Origin of the sequence: Micromonospora parathelypteridis, from assembly GCF_014201145.1 — a bacterium.
GTDB classification, from domain to species: Bacteria; Actinomycetota; Actinomycetes; order Mycobacteriales; family Micromonosporaceae; genus Micromonospora; species Micromonospora parathelypteridis.
The window spans coordinates 2,924,794-2,941,760 of sequence record NZ_JACHDP010000001.1 but is presented as its reverse complement, the minus strand read 5'-3'; the positions used below and the strand labels follow the sequence as shown (position 1 = coordinate 2,941,760).

At 72.5% G+C, this 16,967-nt stretch carries 13 protein-coding genes; 5 read left to right on the top strand and 8 right to left on the bottom strand.

What is annotated here, in order from left to right; all coding sequences use genetic code 11:
• Positions 1–4: 4 nt before the first annotated feature.
• Entirely contained in the window at positions 5–793 is a 789-nt protein-coding gene (locus HNR20_RS13095; protein ID WP_229687101.1) for a hypothetical protein, read from the bottom strand.
• A 260-nt stretch (positions 794–1,053) separates the two neighbouring features.
• Between HNR20_RS13095 and HNR20_RS13090 the strand changes: the two genes are divergently transcribed.
• Together HNR20_RS13090 and HNR20_RS13085 are read left to right on the top strand one after the other, a co-directional pair.
• Positions 1,054–2,319 carry an aspartate kinase gene (locus HNR20_RS13090; protein ID WP_088987236.1) on the top strand — a complete coding sequence of 422 codons (1,266 nt, stop codon included), beginning with the start codon at positions 1,054–1,056 and terminating at the stop codon, positions 2,317–2,319.
• 5 nt (positions 2,320–2,324) lie between these two features.
• A complete protein-coding gene (locus HNR20_RS13085; protein WP_184179480.1) occupies positions 2,325–3,386 on the top strand; it encodes an aspartate-semialdehyde dehydrogenase in 1,062 nt (353 codons plus the stop codon).
• A gap of 367 nt (positions 3,387–3,753) precedes the next feature.
• On the opposite strand, the gene HNR20_RS13080 is transcribed toward HNR20_RS13085, so the two are convergent.
• Positions 3,754–5,163 carry a GGDEF domain-containing protein gene (locus HNR20_RS13080; RefSeq protein WP_184179477.1) on the bottom strand — a complete coding sequence of 470 codons (1,410 nt, stop codon included), beginning with the start codon at positions 5,161–5,163 and terminating at the stop codon, positions 3,754–3,756.
• Between the two features lie 195 nt (positions 5,164–5,358).
• Here HNR20_RS13080 and HNR20_RS13075 point away from each other — a divergent pair, with 195 nt between their 5' ends.
• Positions 5,359–6,138 carry a phosphodiesterase gene (locus HNR20_RS13075; RefSeq protein WP_184179474.1) on the top strand — a complete coding sequence of 260 codons (780 nt, stop codon included), beginning with the start codon at positions 5,359–5,361 and terminating at the stop codon, positions 6,136–6,138.
• Positions 6,139–6,167: 29 nt separating this feature from the next.
• Here HNR20_RS13075 and HNR20_RS13070 read toward each other — a convergent pair whose 3' ends face one another.
• A complete protein-coding gene (locus HNR20_RS13070) occupies positions 6,168–6,965 on the bottom strand; it encodes an alpha/beta fold hydrolase (RefSeq protein ID WP_221309790.1) in 798 nt (265 codons plus the stop codon).
• 282 nt (positions 6,966–7,247) lie between these two features.
• On the opposite strand from HNR20_RS13070, the gene HNR20_RS13065 reads away from it, so the two are divergent.
• Complete coding sequence (locus tag HNR20_RS13065) at positions 7,248–8,954, top strand: bifunctional metallophosphatase/5'-nucleotidase (RefSeq protein WP_184179471.1); 1,707 nt, start codon at positions 7,248–7,250, stop codon at positions 8,952–8,954.
• A gap of 323 nt (positions 8,955–9,277) precedes the next feature.
• Here HNR20_RS13065 and HNR20_RS13060 read toward each other — a convergent pair whose 3' ends face one another.
• Positions 9,278–10,561: an MFS transporter gene (locus HNR20_RS13060; RefSeq protein WP_221309789.1), complete on the bottom strand. Its 1,284-nt coding sequence runs from the start codon at positions 10,559–10,561 to the stop codon at positions 9,278–9,280.
• A gap of 76 nt (positions 10,562–10,637) precedes the next feature.
• Here HNR20_RS13060 and HNR20_RS13055 point away from each other — a divergent pair, with 76 nt between their 5' ends.
• Positions 10,638–11,186, top strand: coding sequence for a hypothetical protein (locus HNR20_RS13055; RefSeq protein WP_308425426.1), 549 nt, complete (start codon positions 10,638–10,640; stop codon positions 11,184–11,186).
• A gap of 30 nt (positions 11,187–11,216) precedes the next feature.
• On the opposite strand, the gene HNR20_RS13050 is transcribed toward HNR20_RS13055, so the two are convergent.
• From HNR20_RS13050 to HNR20_RS13035, 4 genes are all read right to left on the bottom strand, one after another.
• A complete protein-coding gene (locus tag HNR20_RS13050) occupies positions 11,217–12,041 on the bottom strand; it encodes a class I SAM-dependent methyltransferase (RefSeq protein ID WP_184179465.1) in 825 nt (274 codons plus the stop codon).
• A gap of 76 nt (positions 12,042–12,117) precedes the next feature.
• Positions 12,118–14,703 carry an ATP-binding protein gene (locus HNR20_RS13045; RefSeq protein WP_184179461.1) on the bottom strand — a complete coding sequence of 862 codons (2,586 nt, stop codon included), beginning with the start codon at positions 14,701–14,703 and terminating at the stop codon, positions 12,118–12,120.
• 54 nt (positions 14,704–14,757) lie between these two features.
• On the bottom strand, positions 14,758–16,212 hold the full coding sequence (locus HNR20_RS13040) for a hypothetical protein (protein WP_184179457.1): 1,455 nt from the start codon (positions 16,210–16,212) through the stop codon (positions 14,758–14,760).
• Positions 16,209–16,775 (bottom strand): SigE family RNA polymerase sigma factor, encoded by a 567-nt coding sequence (locus HNR20_RS13035; protein WP_184179454.1) that lies wholly within the window; start codon positions 16,773–16,775, stop codon positions 16,209–16,211. The genes HNR20_RS13040 and HNR20_RS13035 overlap by 4 nt, the downstream gene beginning before the upstream one ends.
• Between the last annotated feature and the right edge of the window lie 192 nt (positions 16,776–16,967).

Here is a 16,967-nt window from a genome sequence, read left to right as displayed (position 1 = left end):
AAGGTCAGGACGTTCCCGCGCTCGGGCTGTCCGACGGATCAGGGGTCGGGGGCGCGGCGGTGTCGAGCGGTTCCCGGTCGACCACCACCGGGCCGGCCAACTGCACGGTCGCCGGCGCCGGGCCGGGCGGCGCGGCCAGCCGCAGCGTCCCGGCCCCGGTCCGGGCGCCGGTCGGCGTGCCGTCCTTGTCGTAGCAGTAGATGCCCACCTCCAGCGGGGCGTTCAGCGACGCCGAGGTGGAGTCCACCGAGTAACAGGTGCCGGCGAGGCCCTTGGGTGGGCTGGCCGGGGCCACCGCCAGCGGTGCGCGCCGGTCGGTGAGCACGTCCAGCCAGTCGGTGAGCGGATGCTGGACCCGGGGGTCCGACCGGCGCGGGATCGCGTCGTCGCGCTCACCGAGGCGTACACAGCTCGCCGACTCCGGCCGGCCGGCCGACGGCAGGGCGCACTGGAACAGCCCGTCGGTCGTGGCGGCCATCGAGATGTCGGCGGCGCCACCCCACGCGCCCCCCGGCACGTCGATCCGCCAGCTGCCGTCGTTCGCGCTGGTGAACGCGATCGTCCGGTCTGATTTACCGGCCTGGCTGTACACGTACTGGGCCACCATGTGACGGTCCTGGGCGGCCGCGGCCAGGGCGGCCAGCTCGTCCCGCGCGGCGTCCACCGCGACCGGTCCTGGATCGGCGGGCGGCGGGGCCGGCGGCTGCTCACCGGTACAGGCGACCAGGAGAGCTGGCAGGGCGAACACGAGCGGCCCGAGCACGCGGCCGGCCGAGCGGATGAGGACGGGCACCGGCTCATTCTGGTGGGTGCGGGCGGTCGGTGGGGACCGGCGCGTACCGGGTTCGTCCCGGCGTGTCGGGCTTTGGCCGTCCCTGCGTACCGCCGGACCTGGTGGGACCGGCCCGGCCGGCCCCGCTCGGGCCGGATGGTGGGATCACCTGACCCGGCGTCGTTACCTGCCGGATACCCTCAAGAGGTCTGACACGCGCCGCCGGCCCCGGTTCCGGCGGCGTCGGCACGCTCAGGGTCGCTGGGAGGGAGTGCACCGTCGTGGCACTCGTAGTGCAGAAATACGGCGGGTCCTCCGTCGCCAACGCCGAGCGGATCAAGCGGGTGGCCGAGCGCATCGTCGCCGCCCGCAAGGCCGGCGACGACGTGGTGGTGGTGGTCTCCGCGATGGGGGACACCACCGACGAGCTGCTCGACCTGGCCAACCAGGTCAGCCCGCTGCCGCCGGGCCGCGAGCTGGACATGCTGCTCACCGCTGGGGAGCGGATCTCCATGGCGTTGCTCGCCATGGCCATCCACAACCTGGGGTACGAAGCCCGCTCGTTCACCGGCTCGCAGGCCGGCGTGATCACCACCTCGGTGCACGGCCGCGCACGGATCATCGACGTCACCCCCGGGAGGCTCAAGGGCGCGCTCGACGAGGGGTCGGTGGTCATCGTGGCCGGCTTCCAGGGTGTCTCGCAGGACACCAAGGACGTCACGACGCTGGGCCGGGGTGGTTCGGACACCACCGCCGTGGCGCTCGCCGCTGCCCTGCACGCCGACGTCTGCGAGATCTACACCGACGTGGACGGCATCTTCACCGCCGACCCGCGGATCGTGCCCAACGCCCGGCACATCCAGCACATCACCTACGAGGAGACGCTGGAGTTGGCCGCGTGCGGTGCGAAGGTGCTGCACCTACGTAGCGTGGAGTACGCCCGACGGGCGGGGTTGCCGATCCACGTCCGTTCGTCATACTCGACCAACACCGGCACGATGGTCACCGGATCGATGGAGGACCTTTCCGTGGAGCAGGCACTGATCACCGGAGTCGCGCACGACCGCAGCGAGGCCAAGATCACGATCGTCGGGGTGCCCGACGAGCCGGGTGCCGCCGCGCGGATCTTCGACACCGTCGCCGGCGCCGAGATCAACATCGACATGATCGTGCAGAACGTCTCCACCGAGGGCACCGGCCGGACGGACATCTCGTTCACCCTGCCCAAGGCCGACGGCCCGACCGCGATGGCGGCGCTCAGCAAGATCCAGGAGCCGGTCAAGTTCAAGGGCCTGCTCTACGACGACCACGTCGGCAAGGTCTCCCTGATCGGCGCCGGCATGCGCTCGCACCCCGGTGTGGCCGCCGGCTTCTTCGCCGCGCTTGGCGCGGCCGGGGTCAACATCGAGATGATCTCCACCTCCGAGATCCGTGTCTCCGTGGTCTGCCGGGACACCGACCTCGACGCCGCCGTCCGCGCCATCCACGACGCGTTCGAGCTGGGCGGCGACACCGAAGCCGTGGTCTACGCGGGGACGGGTAGGTAGCGCCGATGACGGCGCTGCCCACCCTCGCCGTGGTCGGAGCAACCGGTGCCGTCGGCACCGTCATGTGTGAGCTGCTCACCGGGCGCCGCAACGTCTGGGGTGAGATTCGGCTGCTCGCCTCCGAGCGCTCGGTCGGGCGCCGGGTGCGCTGCCGGGGTGAAGAACTCGTCGTCCAGGCACTGACCCCCGAGGCGTTCGACGGGGTCGACGTGGCGATGTTCGACGTGCCCGACGAGGTCTCCGCCGAGTGGGCGCCGATCGCCGTCGCCCGAGGCGCGATCGCGGTCGACAACTCCGGCGCGTTCCGGATGGATCGGGATGTCCCGTTGGTCGTTCCGGAGATCAACCCCGAAGAGGTCCGCAACCGCACCCGGGGCATCATCGCGAACGCCAACTGCACCACCCTCGCGATGATCGTCGCCGTTGCGCCGCTGCACCGCGAGTACGGCCTACGGGAGCTGGTGCTCGCCTCCTACCAGGCGGTCTCCGGGGCCGGCCAGTCCGGCGTCGACATCCTGCACGACCAGCTCACCAAGGTCGCCGGAGACCGCGCGCTCGGCTCGCGCACCGGCGACGTCCGCCAGGCGGTCGGCGACGACCTCGGGCCGTTCCCGGCCCCGCTGGCGCTCAACGTGGTGCCCTGGGCCGGCTCCCCGGCAGACGGTGGCTGGTCATCCGAGGAAATGAAGATCCGCAACGAGTCGCGGAAGATCCTCGGCCTGCCCGACCTCAAGGTGTCCGCCACCTGCGTCCGGGTGCCGGTGGTCACCGCCCACTCGGTGGCCGTGCACGCCGTCTTCGGCACCGAGGTGGACGCCGAGGGCGCCCGCGAAGCACTGCGCAACGCGCCCGGGGTGATCCTGGTCGACGACCCCGCGGCCGGGGAGTTCCCGATGCCGATCGACGCGGTCGGCACCGACCCGTCCTGGGTCGGCCGGATCCGCCGCGCCCTGGACGACCCCCGCGCCCTCGACTTCTTCGTCACGGGCGACAACCTCCGCAAGGGCGCCGCCCTCAACACGGCCCAGATCGCCGAACTCCTAGCCAAAGAGCTAAAAACCCCCTAACCCCCTCCGGCGCTCACCCCTGCCCGGCGCTCGCCCCGCCCCGCGCTCGCCCCTGCCCTGCTCGCCCCGTGCCCTGCTCCGCGATCTTGCAGTTTCTGTCGCGACAAAAGGGGTTAAGGGTGACGAATCAGCGACCGAAACTGCAAGATCGCGGTCCTGGTGGCGGGAGCGCGGGGGGCGGGGGCGTGGGGTCGATCATGGAGTTGTGGTGGGTGAAAGATGTAGCCATGCCCGTTTCGCGGGGCACCACAACTCCATGATCGACGCCGGGGGCTCCGGGGGGGCTCCAGGGGGCGCGGGCGACGGGGCGCGGGGCGACGGGAGCGGGACGGGGCGGGCGGGGTGACGCGGCGGGGGCGGGGTGGGGTTATGCCGCGGACAGGTGTACGCCGTCTCGGCCTTGGCGTTTTACCGCGTACAGGGCCTGGTCGGCTCTTCGTAGGGTGCGATCGGGGGACTCGCCGGGGCGAGGCAGTGCGACACCCACGCTGATCGTGCGACCGATCCGCCGGGCTGCCTCGGTCAGCCGTTCGGCAATCCGGACCGCCTCCTCGGGACGGCTCACCTCGATCACTGCGACGAACTCGTCGCCGCCGATCCGGTACAGCTCGTCGCCGTGCCGCAGTGCCCCCTCCAGCGCCCGGGCCAGCCCGACCAGCACCCGGTCGCCAGCCTGGTGGCCGTACGTGTCGTTGACGGTCTTGAAGCCGTCCACGTCGATCGCCAGCAGGGCCGTACGTCCCGGGGTGGCCGCGGCGATCCGCTGCCCGAACGGGCCGGTGTGCCGCAACCCGGTCAGTGGGTCGGAGCTGGCCTGCTCCCGGAGCCGGGCCAGCGTGCGGAGCCGGTCCAGGTTCGTCCACGCCTGCCCGGCGAGCAGTTCCATCAAGCTGACCGTGGTCGGGTCCGGGCGCAGTGCGCGTTCGTCGGCGACCAGCAGCACCCCGCCGGCGTCCGGCGGCCCGACCGGAACGGCGACCAGCGTGCGCACCCCCGCCCGGGTCAGCGGCCGGTAGTCCTCGGTCGGGGGGTGCCCGGCCTCGCCCAGCGTGTACCCGGCGCCGTACCGGTGCGCCCGGTCGACCATCCGGTCCAGTGCGGCCGGACCCGCCTCGGTCAGCTCGGTGCGGATCCGGGTTTCCAGGTCGCTCGGCGTCGCCGGGGGTGGGCCGGGTTGGCCGGCGATCAGGAGCAGCGCGGTGGAGAGGGTGGAGACCTCCCGGGCGGCGCCGGCCGCCACGTCCAGCACGTCCCACTCGGTCGGTGCGGAGGTGAGCGCGGCGGCGTGCCGGAGCAGTTTCTCGCTGCGGCTCTCCGCCGGTGGGCCGCCGAGCGCGGCGATCCGCGCGCCGAGCCGGTTGGCCAGCCGCTGTGTGGTCTCCCGCCACGGTTCCAGGTCGACCGGCTCACTCCACTGCAGGTCGAGCACGCCGATCGCGCGGCCCGCCGGGTCCAGCACCGGTACGCACAGCTCGGCGGTCACGTCCGGGCGTACCGGTAGGTAGTCCGGGTCGACCGTGACGTCCGGGACGACGGCGGGGGTGCCGTTGGCGTACACCCGCCCGACGATGCCGGTCCGCGCCGGCACGGTCGCGAAGACCTGCCAGGCCCCGGTCGCCGCGACGCAGCGCAGCCGGTCGTGGACCGCGAGCAGCACGGAGATCGTCGCCGGGGTGTGGCGGGACAGCGCGGTGACCGTCCACCGGCAGGCCTCCGGCGCGCTCGACGCCATCGGCAGGCGGACGGTGACGTCACGGATGACTCGCTGATGATCCACTCGCACGTCGTTCCAGGTAGGGGACAGGCCGGCCGGCGCCGAGCCGCGCGATCAAGCGTACTCACGGCGGCGAGGTCGACCATGCTTCGTACACATGTGCTATCCACAGGCTGTGGACACAGCCTGTGGGCGCGTGCCCCCGGGACGCCGCGGCCGGCGATAGCGTGGAGCTCCCGGCGCCGAGGAGGCGAGCCCATGCTCATCGCCCAGCTCAGTGACCCGCATCTGACCACCGGGCTGCTCGCCGCCCAACCGGCCGCCGGGCTGCACCGTGCGCTCGGCCGGGTGCTGGCGTTGAGGCCCCGACCGGACTGCGTGGTGATCACCGGCGACCTGGTCGACCACGGCCGGCCCGACGAGTACGCGGCACTGCGCGAGCTGATCGGCCAGTTCCCGCTGCCGGTGCACCTGGTCCCCGGCAACCACGACGACCGCGAGTCTCTGCTCGACGCTTTCGGGGGCACACCGTGGCTCGGGGGCGGCTTCTCCGCCTACTACCACGTCGACCATGAGGCGGCGTCCGTCGTGGTGCTCGACTCGCTCGTCCCCGGCAGCAGCAGCGGCCAGCTCGGCGAGGAGCAGCTCGGCTGGCTCGACGGGGTGCTGGCCGGGCGGCCCGAGGTGCCCGCCGTGGTCTGCCTGCACCATCCGCCGGTCGCGGTCGGCATCCCCGCGGCCGACTCCCTCCGGCTCGCCGACGGTGACGCGCTCGCCGAGGTGATCGGTCGGCACCGGCACGTCGTGCGGGTCGCCGCCGGCCACCTGCACCGCCCGGTCACCACGGGGTACGCGGGCACGGTGCTCACCGTGGCGCCCAGCACGTGGAAGCAGAGCACGCTCACCATGAGCGCCGACGAGCAGATCGGTTGGGTCGACGAGCCAACCGCGTTCCTGCTGCACATGATCGAGGCGGGCGGCTGCGTGACACACACCGTGCAGGTCAGCCACTCCGCCGGCCAGACCTGCGGCTTCTGAGAGCGCCCGTCGCTGCCCGCCCCGGGCCGTCAAGCCAGCAGGAACTCGCGCAACGCGGGAGCGAGCGTCGTCGGCGGCACCTCGTGGTAGCCACCGTCGAGGCTGACCGACCGGCCCCCCGGGACCGCCCCGGCCGCTGCACGGCTCCCGTCGCGTAGCCACTGCGGGCTACCCGTGCTGTCCACAGCCAGGGTCGGCGCGGTGATTGCCGCCAGCCGGTCCGCGGGCAGTCGCCCTCCCGCGGTGACGATCTCGTCGTACGGCAGGGTGTGCGCGATCGCGGTCAGGGAGCCCCACATCGGTTGCGCCTTCATCCCCGTGATCGCCTCGGCCGGCAGCCCGACCGAGGAGCTGAGGAACGTCTCCACCGCGCCGTCCCGGTCGTCGGCCGCGATCAGCTCGATGAGCTGCGCGGTGGTGTCCTTCCAGACGCCGACGTGCGTCCCAACCTGAAACGGTGGCTCGAACAGGACCAACCCGGTCACCAGCAGACCCTGCGCGGTGGCGAGGGCGGCCAGGACCGCGCCGGAGGAGATCCCGTAGACAGCGGCGGAACCACCTGCCGCCGCGATCAGGGCAGCCAGATCGTCGAACTCGCGGCCGATCTCGTACGGTGCCGTGTCGCCGCTGTAGCCCCGACCTCGGCGGTCGTAGCTGAACACGGTGAAATCCGGTGCCAACGCCGCACCGATGTCGCGGGTCGTGTTGCGGTCGCTCAGCGCGCCACCGACCAGGATGATCGCGGGCCCGGCCCCGGACCGTTCGAACGCGATGGGCGTGCCGTCCGCCGATCGCACCTGCTCCACCACCGGTGTCGTCCCGCTCACGATGCCGCCTCCGTCCGCGCTGGCCGTCCCGTCCTTTCTAGACCCTGGGCCCGACAATGTCTGGCAGACCGCACGGAACACCTGTCGATTGGGGTTCGGGCCTGCTCGCGGCCCTGATGTGCTGCCTGGGTCGACCGGTCGCCGTCCGGATGAGAGGCTGTCGGTGCAGGCGGCCATCCCCAACCGCCGCCATTCGCGATCGATCCTTCCGACGGCGTCGGTTGGCGGCCCGGTCGACCCAGAGGCCGGGCGCCGCACGCGTCGATTCTCACGAGGAGATTCATGTCCATACCCGGGATGCGTCGGGCCGCTGTCGGTCTGACCGCGTTTGCGGTGGCCGCGTTCGGCGCGGTCGCCACCACCCCTGAAGAAGCCGACGCGCGGCCGAAGCCGGTCGACGTCAGCCTGCTGGCGCTGAACGACTTCCATGGCAACCTCGAACCGCCGAGCGGGTCCAGCGGCACCATCGCCGGGCAGACCGCGGGTGGCGTCGAGTTCCTGGCCACCCACCTGGCCGAGCTGCGCGCCGCCGCCAAGAAGAAGAACACCATCACGGTCGCCGCGGGTGACCTGATCGGCGCGTCCCCGCTGCTCTCCGCCGCGTTCCACGACGAGCCGACCATCGAGGCGCTGAGCATGGCCGGGCTGGACTACGCCAGCGTCGGCAACCACGAGTTCGACGAGGGTGCCGCCGAGCTGGTGCGGATCCAGAACGGCGGCTGCCACCCGGTCGACGGCTGCGCCGACGGCACCCCCTACCGGGGCGCCGGCTTCCAGTACCTGTCCGCGAACGCCTTCAAGACCGCGACCGGCAAGCCGCTGATGGCGCCGTACGCGATCCACAAGGTGCAGGGCGTCAAGGTCGGCTTCATCGGGATGACCCTGGAGGGCACCCCGGAGATCGTCAGCCAGCAGGGGGTCGCCGGCCTCCGCTTCGCCGACGAGGCGGACACCGCCAACCGGTACGCTCGCGAGCTGCGCCGCAAGGGCGTAGAGGCGATCGTCGTGCTGTTGCACGAGGGCGGCACCCAGGCGGCGACCGGCGGGATCAACGACTGCGTCGGCATGACCGGGCCCATCGTGGACATCACGAACCGGATGGACCCGTCGATCGACGTGGTGGTCAGCGGGCACACCCACCAGGCGTACAACTGCGACATCAACGGCAAGCTGGTCACCAGTGCCAGCTCCTTCGGTCGCCTGGTCACCGACATCGACCTCAAGATCGACCGTCGGTCCGGAGACGTCATCTCCGCCGCCGCGGAGAACATCGTGGTCACCCGGGACGTGGCCAAGGACCCGAAGCAGACCGCACTGATCAGCCGGTACAAGACCGTGCTCGGCCCGGTCGCCGGCCGCCAGGTCGGTGAGACCAGCCAGGCGATCACCCGGAGCCAGGAAACCCTCTTCGGTACGAGTCTGGGTGAATCGCCACTGGGCAACCTGATCGCCGACGCGCAACTCGCCGCCACCGACGACGAACAGGGGGCGGTCGCCGCCTTCATGAACCCGGGCGGGGTCCGGGCCGACCTCGACGCCGGCCCGGTCACCTACGAGGAGGCGTTCACGGTGCAGCCGTTCGCCAACAACCTGGTGACGCTGGACCTGACCGGTGCACAGCTCTACTGCGTACTGGAGCAGCAGTTCGTCACCGGCCGGACGCTGTACCCGTCGGCGACGGTGGGCTACGTCGTCGACCCGTCCGGCACCACCGGCACGGTGGCCGACCCGTGCGCCGGCACCCGCGTGGTCCGGGGCAGCCTCACCCTCGGCGGCACCACGGTCGACACCGCCGCCACCTACCGGGTGACGGTGAACAACTTCCTGGCCGGCGGCGGTGACGGCTTCAGCGCCCTCACCGGCGGGACGAACCTGGTCACCGCTCAGATCGACCTGGACGCCTTCGTGGCTTACCTGACCGCCCAGTCGCCGGTCTCCGCGCCGACGCTGGACCGGATCCGCACCACCGCCGAGGTCCTCGTCTCCTGACGGCCGACCCCGCGATGTCGGGCCCCGGAGCGGATGCTCCGGGGCCCGACCCGTCCCACGCCCCTGCCGGCTCCCAGTTGCGCCTGGCGGCCGCCGGCCCCGCGCGCGGCCGGCTTGGGCGGCTGCGGCTGGGGCAAGATCGCGCTGGAACCTGGATGTAGTGGTATCGGAGCGCGGTCGAGGCCACTACATCCAGGATCGAGCATGATCTTGCGGGGCAGCGGGCGGGCGAGCAGGCGGGGCAGCGGGCGGGCGAGCAGGCGGGGCAGCGGGCGGGCGAGCAGGCGGGGCAGCGGGGCAGCGGGGCAGCGGGGGGCGTGGGGTCAGGCGGGGGTGGGGGCTGGGGTGGAGGGTGCCGGGTCGGGCGTTGCGAGGCCGTCCTGTGCCGGGCTGAGCAGGCGGCGCAGAGAGAGCGCGACCAGCGAGGCGACCAGGCAGCCGCCGACCACCGTGGCCACCCAGACCTTGCCGTCGGCGGCGCCGATGAGTGGACCGGCGGTCACCGGGCCGATGACACCGCTGATGCCGAAGATCATCGAGCTCATCGCGTTGTACCGGCCGCGTAGCTCGTCCGTGGCCAGCGCGTTGGTCAGCGCGGGCATCACCGGCGAGAGCATCGTCTCGCCGAACCCGAAGATCGCCGAGCAGGCCACCACGCACAGGGCGGCCAGCAGGGCGCTTTCACCATTGACCAGGCCCGCTGCGCCGAGGACCAGCCAGGCGGCGGCGAACACCGCCCCGACCACGGCCAGCGCGCGGGTGCGGCTGCGCCCTTCGATCCGGCGGATCACCAGCAGCTGCGCGAGCACGATCATCACGGTGTTGGCGGCGAGTGCCCAGGCCACCACCCGCGGGTTGACCTCGGCGACCCGCACCGCGTACGCGGCGAAGCCCACCTCGATCTGCGCGTACCCGCACGTGGTGAGGACCAGCCCGAAGATCACCAGCCGTCGGAACGGGCGGTCGCGGAGCACGGTCAGGTAGCCGCCGGGCGACGGCTCGTCCGTGCCTCGACGGCTGCCGAGTCGGTGGCCCACGCCGGGCAGGGTGAGCAGGATCAGCGCCGGCAACAGGTAGGTCACCGCGTCCAGCAGATAGATCGTCTGGAAGGTGCCGGGCCGGGCGGTGTCGACAATCGCGCCGGAGGTCATGCCACCGATGCCGATACCGAGGTTGAGCAGGGCGAAGTTCAGCCCGAAGACGCGTTGCCGTTCACCGTCGTCGGTCAACGAGGCGAGGATCGTGTTCTGCCCGGACCAGATCGCCGAGCTGCCGATGGCGATCACCGTCATCACCAGCAGGGCCGACCCGGTGTTGTGGACCAGCGCGAGCGAGCCGGTGCCGACCGCCTCGATCAGCAGGCAGGGCAGCACCACCCGACGGGCGCCGATCCGGTCGATCAGTGTTCCGCCCAGCGGCGACAGGGCCAGGGTGACCGCGCCGTACCAGCCGATCACGAGCCCAGCGCGGGTGTCGGTGAGCCCGCGTACGTCGGTCAGGTAGATGAACAGGAACGGCAGGGTCAGGCCCCGCCCGATCGCCGACAGCAGGGTGCCGAGCAGGATCCGGCGGGCTTCCGAACGGCGGGGCAGGACACGACGCAGCATGTCCGGCATTCTCTTCGCCGGGTGTGACGCCGCGCGAGCTGTTTTGGCCGAGGCCCCCTGCGTCTGTGATCGTCAGGTGACCGATCGCACGATGATCCACTCGACTCGGGAGCGGTCCGTCGGTGTCCGCCGGGTCTGCGATGCTGGCCCGATGACCGGCACCTGGCGACACCTGCCCGCTACCGCCCGCGCCATCGCGGTGACCGCCACTGCGGCCGTCGCCGCTGCCCAGGCACGCGACGGACAGTCCTACGACGACGCGGTCGGTGGGCTCGCCGTGGACGAGCGGTCCGGCCTGGTGCTCGGCGCGGTGGTTCGGCTGCTGCTGGAGGAGAGCCATCCGGAAGGGCTGACCGGCGACGACATCCGCCAGGTGTTGACTCGCTGCGTGCAGGGCGCGACGCGGTGGCGTTCGGACGTGGACCCGCATGTGGTGCTCGTTCTGCTGGCCGGCGCGCTCGGGGTGTACGACCCGGAGGGCGACGAGTCACCTCCGGACGCGTCCGCCCTGGCCCGGCACGCCCCGCTGCTCGTGGCCGACCTGTTGGCGGTGACCGGCGCGCCGTTGGACGACTACCTGGCCGCCGCGTTCGCTGAGATCGAGCGCACCGAACGGCAGGACTGACAGGCCGGGGCGACCACAGTGGAGCTGTGGTCAGGCCGGGTCGGTGACCCGCTGCGCAACCACCTCCAGATACTCCGCCGGGATCCGTACCGTGGCGTCGGTGGCCCGGTTGTGCGTACGGGCCAGCTCGACCAGGTCGGCGTGGAACTGTGGCCGCCGCTCCTCGGGCAGCGCCTCGAACGCCTTCAACGTCGGCCCGTAGTTGGCCCGGAAGAAGTCGGCGAACTCCTCCGGTGTGCCGAAGCGGAAGACGAACTCCCGGCGTACCGTCCGCAGGTCGCCCACGGCCCCGCCGAGCAACTCGCGGACCCGGGCCTCGTCGCCCCACTCGACCGGAGGGCGTAGCCCGGCCGGCGGCGGCACATGCCGCCCCACCGTGCGGAACAGGTCGCCGATGAACCCCTGCGGCGTCCACGACGCCAGTGCCACCGTGCCGCCGGGCCGGCAGACGCGGACCAGTTCGGCCGCCGCCCGCTCCTGATCCGGTGCGAACATCACGCCGACGACGGAGAGCACGGCGTCGAAGGAGCCGTCCGCGTAGGCCAGGCGCTCCGCGTCACCGGTCACGAACGTGACCGGGAGCCGTTCCGCCGCGGCCCGCGCGTGGCCCCGTTCCAGCAGCTCGGGTACGTAGTCGACGCCGGTCACGACGCAGCCGCAGCGGGCGGCGGCGATGGCGGCGTTGCCGGAGCCGGTCGCCACGTCGAGCACGCGGGCGCCCGCCGACAGGTCGGCCGAGGTCACCAGTAACTCGGAGATCGGATGGATGAGCGCGGCTACCGCGCCGTAGTCGCCGCTGGCCCAGGTCACCTGCTGGCGTGCCTTTACGGCGCCGAGATCGATTGCGGTTGTCATCGGTGGTCCCCCTCGGATTGTTCGTCGTGCCACCGACGCTAGGTGCGGCGACACCTCCGGGGATCGGCAAAAATACCTATGTTGGCGGCACCAGGCCCTGTCGGCGAGCCGTCGCGGCCGCCTGGCCCCGGCTGGGCACCGCGAGCTTGCCCAGCACCGCCGACACGTGGTGGTCGACGGTCCGGGTGGAGAGCGACAGCCGGGCGGCGATCTCGGCGTTGCTGAGCCCGTCGACGAGCAGCGCGAGCACCTCCCGTTGCCGCGCGGTCAGACCCGTCGGGTGCGCGGCGGTCGCCGGTCGCGGCCCCCGCGGCACCCGGGCCATGCCACGTCCGCGCAGGTCGGCCCGGATCCGTCGGGCCACGGCCACCGCACCAAGCCCGTCCAGGATCCGCAGCGCCTCGCCAGCCGCCGGGCCGTCGCCGCAGGCCAGGGCCTCGGCCCGGGAGTACGGGCAGCCGAGCTGCTGCCACTCGCCGGCCGCACCCGCCCAGTCGCCCTCGATCAGCCGCCGGTACGGCGAGGCCAGCGCACCGGTGTCCCCGACCGGCTGGCCGACCCGCCACAGCCAGTACGCCAGCTCCCCGGCGAACCAGGGCTGGCCCGCCTCGGCGGCGAGTCGGTGCACACGTCGCAGCTCGGCGACCGCCGGCTCCGGATCGCCGGCCAGCCAGTGCCGTTCGGCCAACGCCGCCGCGACCGGCACCACGAACTGGAGTTCCCGGCTCTGCACCGCCCAGCGTGCGGCCGTGTCCAAATGCGAGGTCGGTTCGTCCCGGCGGGTACCGAGCCGACCCAGTGCGACCAGGGCCGGGACCAGGCTCCCACCGGGCTGCGCGGCGCCGGCCAGTGCCCGGTCGGCGTCGGAGCGCGCGCCGGCCCAGTCGCCGGTGGTCAACCGCAGTCGGGACCGGTAGCCGAGCAGGTGCCGGGCGTACCCGTCGAGGTCCCGGCTGGTGGTGAAGAGCAGCGCCCGCTCCAGGGCCTCGGCGGCCGGCGCGAGCCGATGCCACTCCACCGTCAGGGTGGCCAGGTTGACCAACGCGCGCGCGGCATGGTCGTCGAGGTGGTGTGCGACGGCCAGGGCGTGCCCACGTTCCAGCTCGACGATGCCGGCGAGGTCCCCGCCCTGCAGCCGCGCCGAGCCGACGTTGACCAGGGCGTGCGCCTCGGTCTCGACGTCCCCGAGCCGGCGGGCCAGCTCCCGGGCCCGGTCACCCCACCCGACGGCTCCACGGGTGTCGTCGGCGAGCATGAGCAGCTGCGACATGTTGCTGTAGGCCATCGCCAGTTGCCGGCCGGGAGGGGCGTTCTCCAGCACCTGGATCGCACGGGTGCCGGCCGTACGGGCCGCCGGGCTGTCCCCGGTCCACCAGGACAGTCGGGAGACCCAGCGCAGGTCCTCGCCGATCCGCAGCGGGTCGCCGTCGGCCTCCCGCAGGGCCAGCGCGGCACGGCGGGCGTCGAGCGCCTGCGCGGCCATCCCGGCCAGGTACGCGGCCGTCGCGTACGCCTCCAGCAGTTCCGCCCGGCTCGCTCCCGGCAGCCGCGCGGCGTGCGGAAGCGCGACGGCGTATTGGTCGGCCGCCTGCCGGTGGGCGCCGGCCCGGCTGGCCTGCTCGGCCGCCACCGGCGCCCAGCGCAGCACGGCCTCCGGGTCGTCGGCGTGGTGCGCGTGGTGCACCAGCCGGGCGGCGTCCACGTCGGCGCGTGGCATGAGCCGGGCCAGCACGGCGGCGTGCAGCGCCACCCGCTGGACCGGGGACAGCGATTCACGTACCGCCCGACCCAGCAGCTCATGCCGGAACGCCACGGCGTTGCCCACCGACACCAGCACGCCCCGGTCCAGGCATTCCTGCACGTCGGCAGGCGGGTGGTCGTTCAGCAGGTACGGCTCGGCCCGGGAAGGCACCACGGAGACCAGGGCGGCGACCTCCCGGGCCGGCGCCGGCAGCGCGGCCAGCCGGGCCAGCACCAGATCGCGTACGGTCGGCGGCACGTCCGGGCCGGTCGCGGCCAGCACTTCGGTGACCAGCAACGGGTTGCCGCCGGTGGCCTGGTACAGGCCGTCCGTGGCGCGGCCGGCTGCGCGGGCCAGCGCCGCGACCGCGTCGGTCGACAGCGCCGGCAGCGGCAGCCGCCGGACCAGCGGGCGGGGCAGGCCCGCGAGTACGGCGTGCAGTGGATGCTCCGCCCCGACCTCGTCGTCCCGCAGGGTCAGCACGAGCAGCGCCGGGCGACGGGTCAGTCGCCTCCCCAGGTACGCGATCAGGTCCAGGGTTGCCCCGTCCGCCCAGTGCGCGTCCTCCACCACGAGCACCGTTCGACAACCGGGCCGCGAATCGGTCAGCTCGTCGAGGAGCGCGTCGAACACGGCACCCCGGCGTTCGGCCTCCGCCGCCGCGTGCAGCGCGGCCAGTCGGTCCGCGAGCACGCCACCCACCTGGCGGGCGACGTCATGCAGCGGGCCGAGCGCCCGGGGTGTCAGCAGCGGGTCGCAGCTGCCCCAGAGCACCCTGGCCCTGGTCGTCGCGGCGAACGCGTTGACCAGGGCGGACTTGCCGGCACCCGCCTCGCCCGCGACGAGCGCGACCGCGCCGCCGGGGGAGGCCAGCAGCCCGTCCAGGGTGGCGAGCGCGTCCGCGCGCTCCAGCAGCTCCATCGAGGTCGATGCTAGTCAGCGGGGTGCCCGGCCGACGTCACCCGTGTCGGCAGTTCACTCCTGGTTCCAGGCGTCGACTTTGAGTGTCGGCTGTCCATCCTCCTTGGCCACCTGTCCGGTCGCGAGCGTCCCGCCGGACGCGTCGAGCGCCTCCAGGACGAGGCCCGCTGCCGGGCGGGGAACGGTCAGCAGCGCCCCGGAGCCGCTGACCGCAGTCGTCGCCGCACCCTCGGCTGGCCGGACACGTACCGTCGTGGCGGCGGCTGGCGTCACCACGAGCAGGGCCTGAGGGCCCTCGCCACTGGCCGCGTCACCGTCCAACGACACGGCCAGCAGGCCCGCGGGATCGGTCGGGTCTGTCGCCAGGGTGAAATAGGTGCTGGTGCTGACCGCGCCGTCGGACCTTGGTTGATCGGGGTCGATCGTCACCTCGCCGGCCCAGCCGCCACCGACCGTGGGAGCAGCCAGGACCGTCACCGTGGCGCTCTCCGTCGACGGCTCCCCGGCGCTCGGCGACCCGTCGATCGTGCCGCTCGGGATGCCAGTAACGTGCCCACCCCACACCACCTTCGGGAGGCCGCTCAGTCGGTAGCCCTCGGACTGGGCGTACTGATACACCAACTCTCGGGCGCTCTGCTCCGTGGCACTGCCGCGTACGCGGGACATCGCGGTCGCGAACTGGGCGTCGGTGATCGGCTCGGGCGCCAACGAGCCCGGCCCGGGGGTCATCTTGCGAGTCACGGTGCCGCAGTCGACCCGCCACCATTCGGGTCGCTGGGTCTGCGGCGTGCGGATCAGGTAGGACCCGGTCGGCTCCTCGGTCCACCGGAACGCGTCGGTCGGCAGCGGTGAGCTGAGGAAGGCACAGCCGGCCGGTGCGATCGCCACGTGTACCGCCTTCCCCGGACTCGACGGATCGTCCACGGCCAGGCTCTCGTAGGGTTCCAGCGCGTCGCTCGTACCCCGGACGGCGGCGGTGCTGGCCAGCTTCTGGGCGCTGGCGCCCTCCTCGGCGACCAACCACACCGCTGCGCTCGGCCAGCCGGTGACCGGATCGGGCTGGTCTCGGACGAACGCGGCGAGCGCGATCCGCTGGCCGTAGACGTCGTCGGCGAAGAGGACCTTCACCGTGCTCACCGGCACCGTCAGTCGGGGGAATTCGCCCCTGCGCTGGGTGGCCAACAGGAGATCGGAGAGTTGCCGGACATAGGTGCTGTCCTGGGCGACGGCGCCGCGCGGCGGCGACTGGAGCAGGTTGTCCGACCACGCCAGCACGTGTGCGAAGGGCTCGGTCGAGTCGGCTGGTGGCAGCTGCGTGGTCCGGCCCGGGCCGGCGACGGCGAACGCCGCGCCGCCCACGGAGACCACGAGCGCCAGGGCCAGCCCAGCGAGGCGTCGTTGCCGCATCCGTCGGTATCGCGCCCGGGCTCGACCGTACGGATCAGGTTGTGGGGTCAATGACCTGCTCAGCTCGGCCAGGGCCTGGCTCAGCTCTTCGTCGACAGTCATGGCGTTGCCCCCGTCATCTTCGTCATACCGGACGGCGCTGGATCAGCTGCCGCTGCTGTCGAGATCGGCACCAGCGTCGACGGCGGCGCACCCGGTGCCAGTGCCAGACGCAGGCGGGCCAGGCCTCGTGATGCGCGACTCTTGACCGATCCGACCGAGCAGCCCAGGGTGGCTGCAACCTCCGCCTCCGGAAGATCGACCACGTACCGCAGCACGATCACGGCCCGGGTGCGGGGCGTCAGCGCCCGCATCGCCTCGTAGAGGGCGTGCCGTTCCGTCACCGCCTCGGTCATATCCCGGGTGGATCGGTCCGGCAGGATCGCCGTCACCACCTCGTGCACCCGGTAGCGGCGCCAGGTGCTGATGTGCTGGTTGATCATGACTCGGCGCAGGTAGGCCATGGGATCGTCGACCCGTCGCCACCGACGCATCACCTTCACCAGCGCCGCCTGCACCAGATCCTCGGCATCCTGCGCCGACCCGGTGAGGTGGTACGCCACGCGCAAGAGATCGATGTAGCGCGTATCGACGAACTCGCGAAAATGCTCGTCGTCAGCTGCCATGAGCCCCTCGCCTCGGTTGGTTACCCATCACGACTCCGTCGGGGCTCAAAAGGTTGAAGGCCGGCAGCAGTTCCGTCAGCGGTGCCGGGCGCCGCTCGTCCGGTCCTGCCCAACCCCGAATTCCGGGCCAACGGCGTCGCCGGGGTGCTTACTGTAAGTAAAGGTCCGACATCTGCCGGCGATATCGAGTTT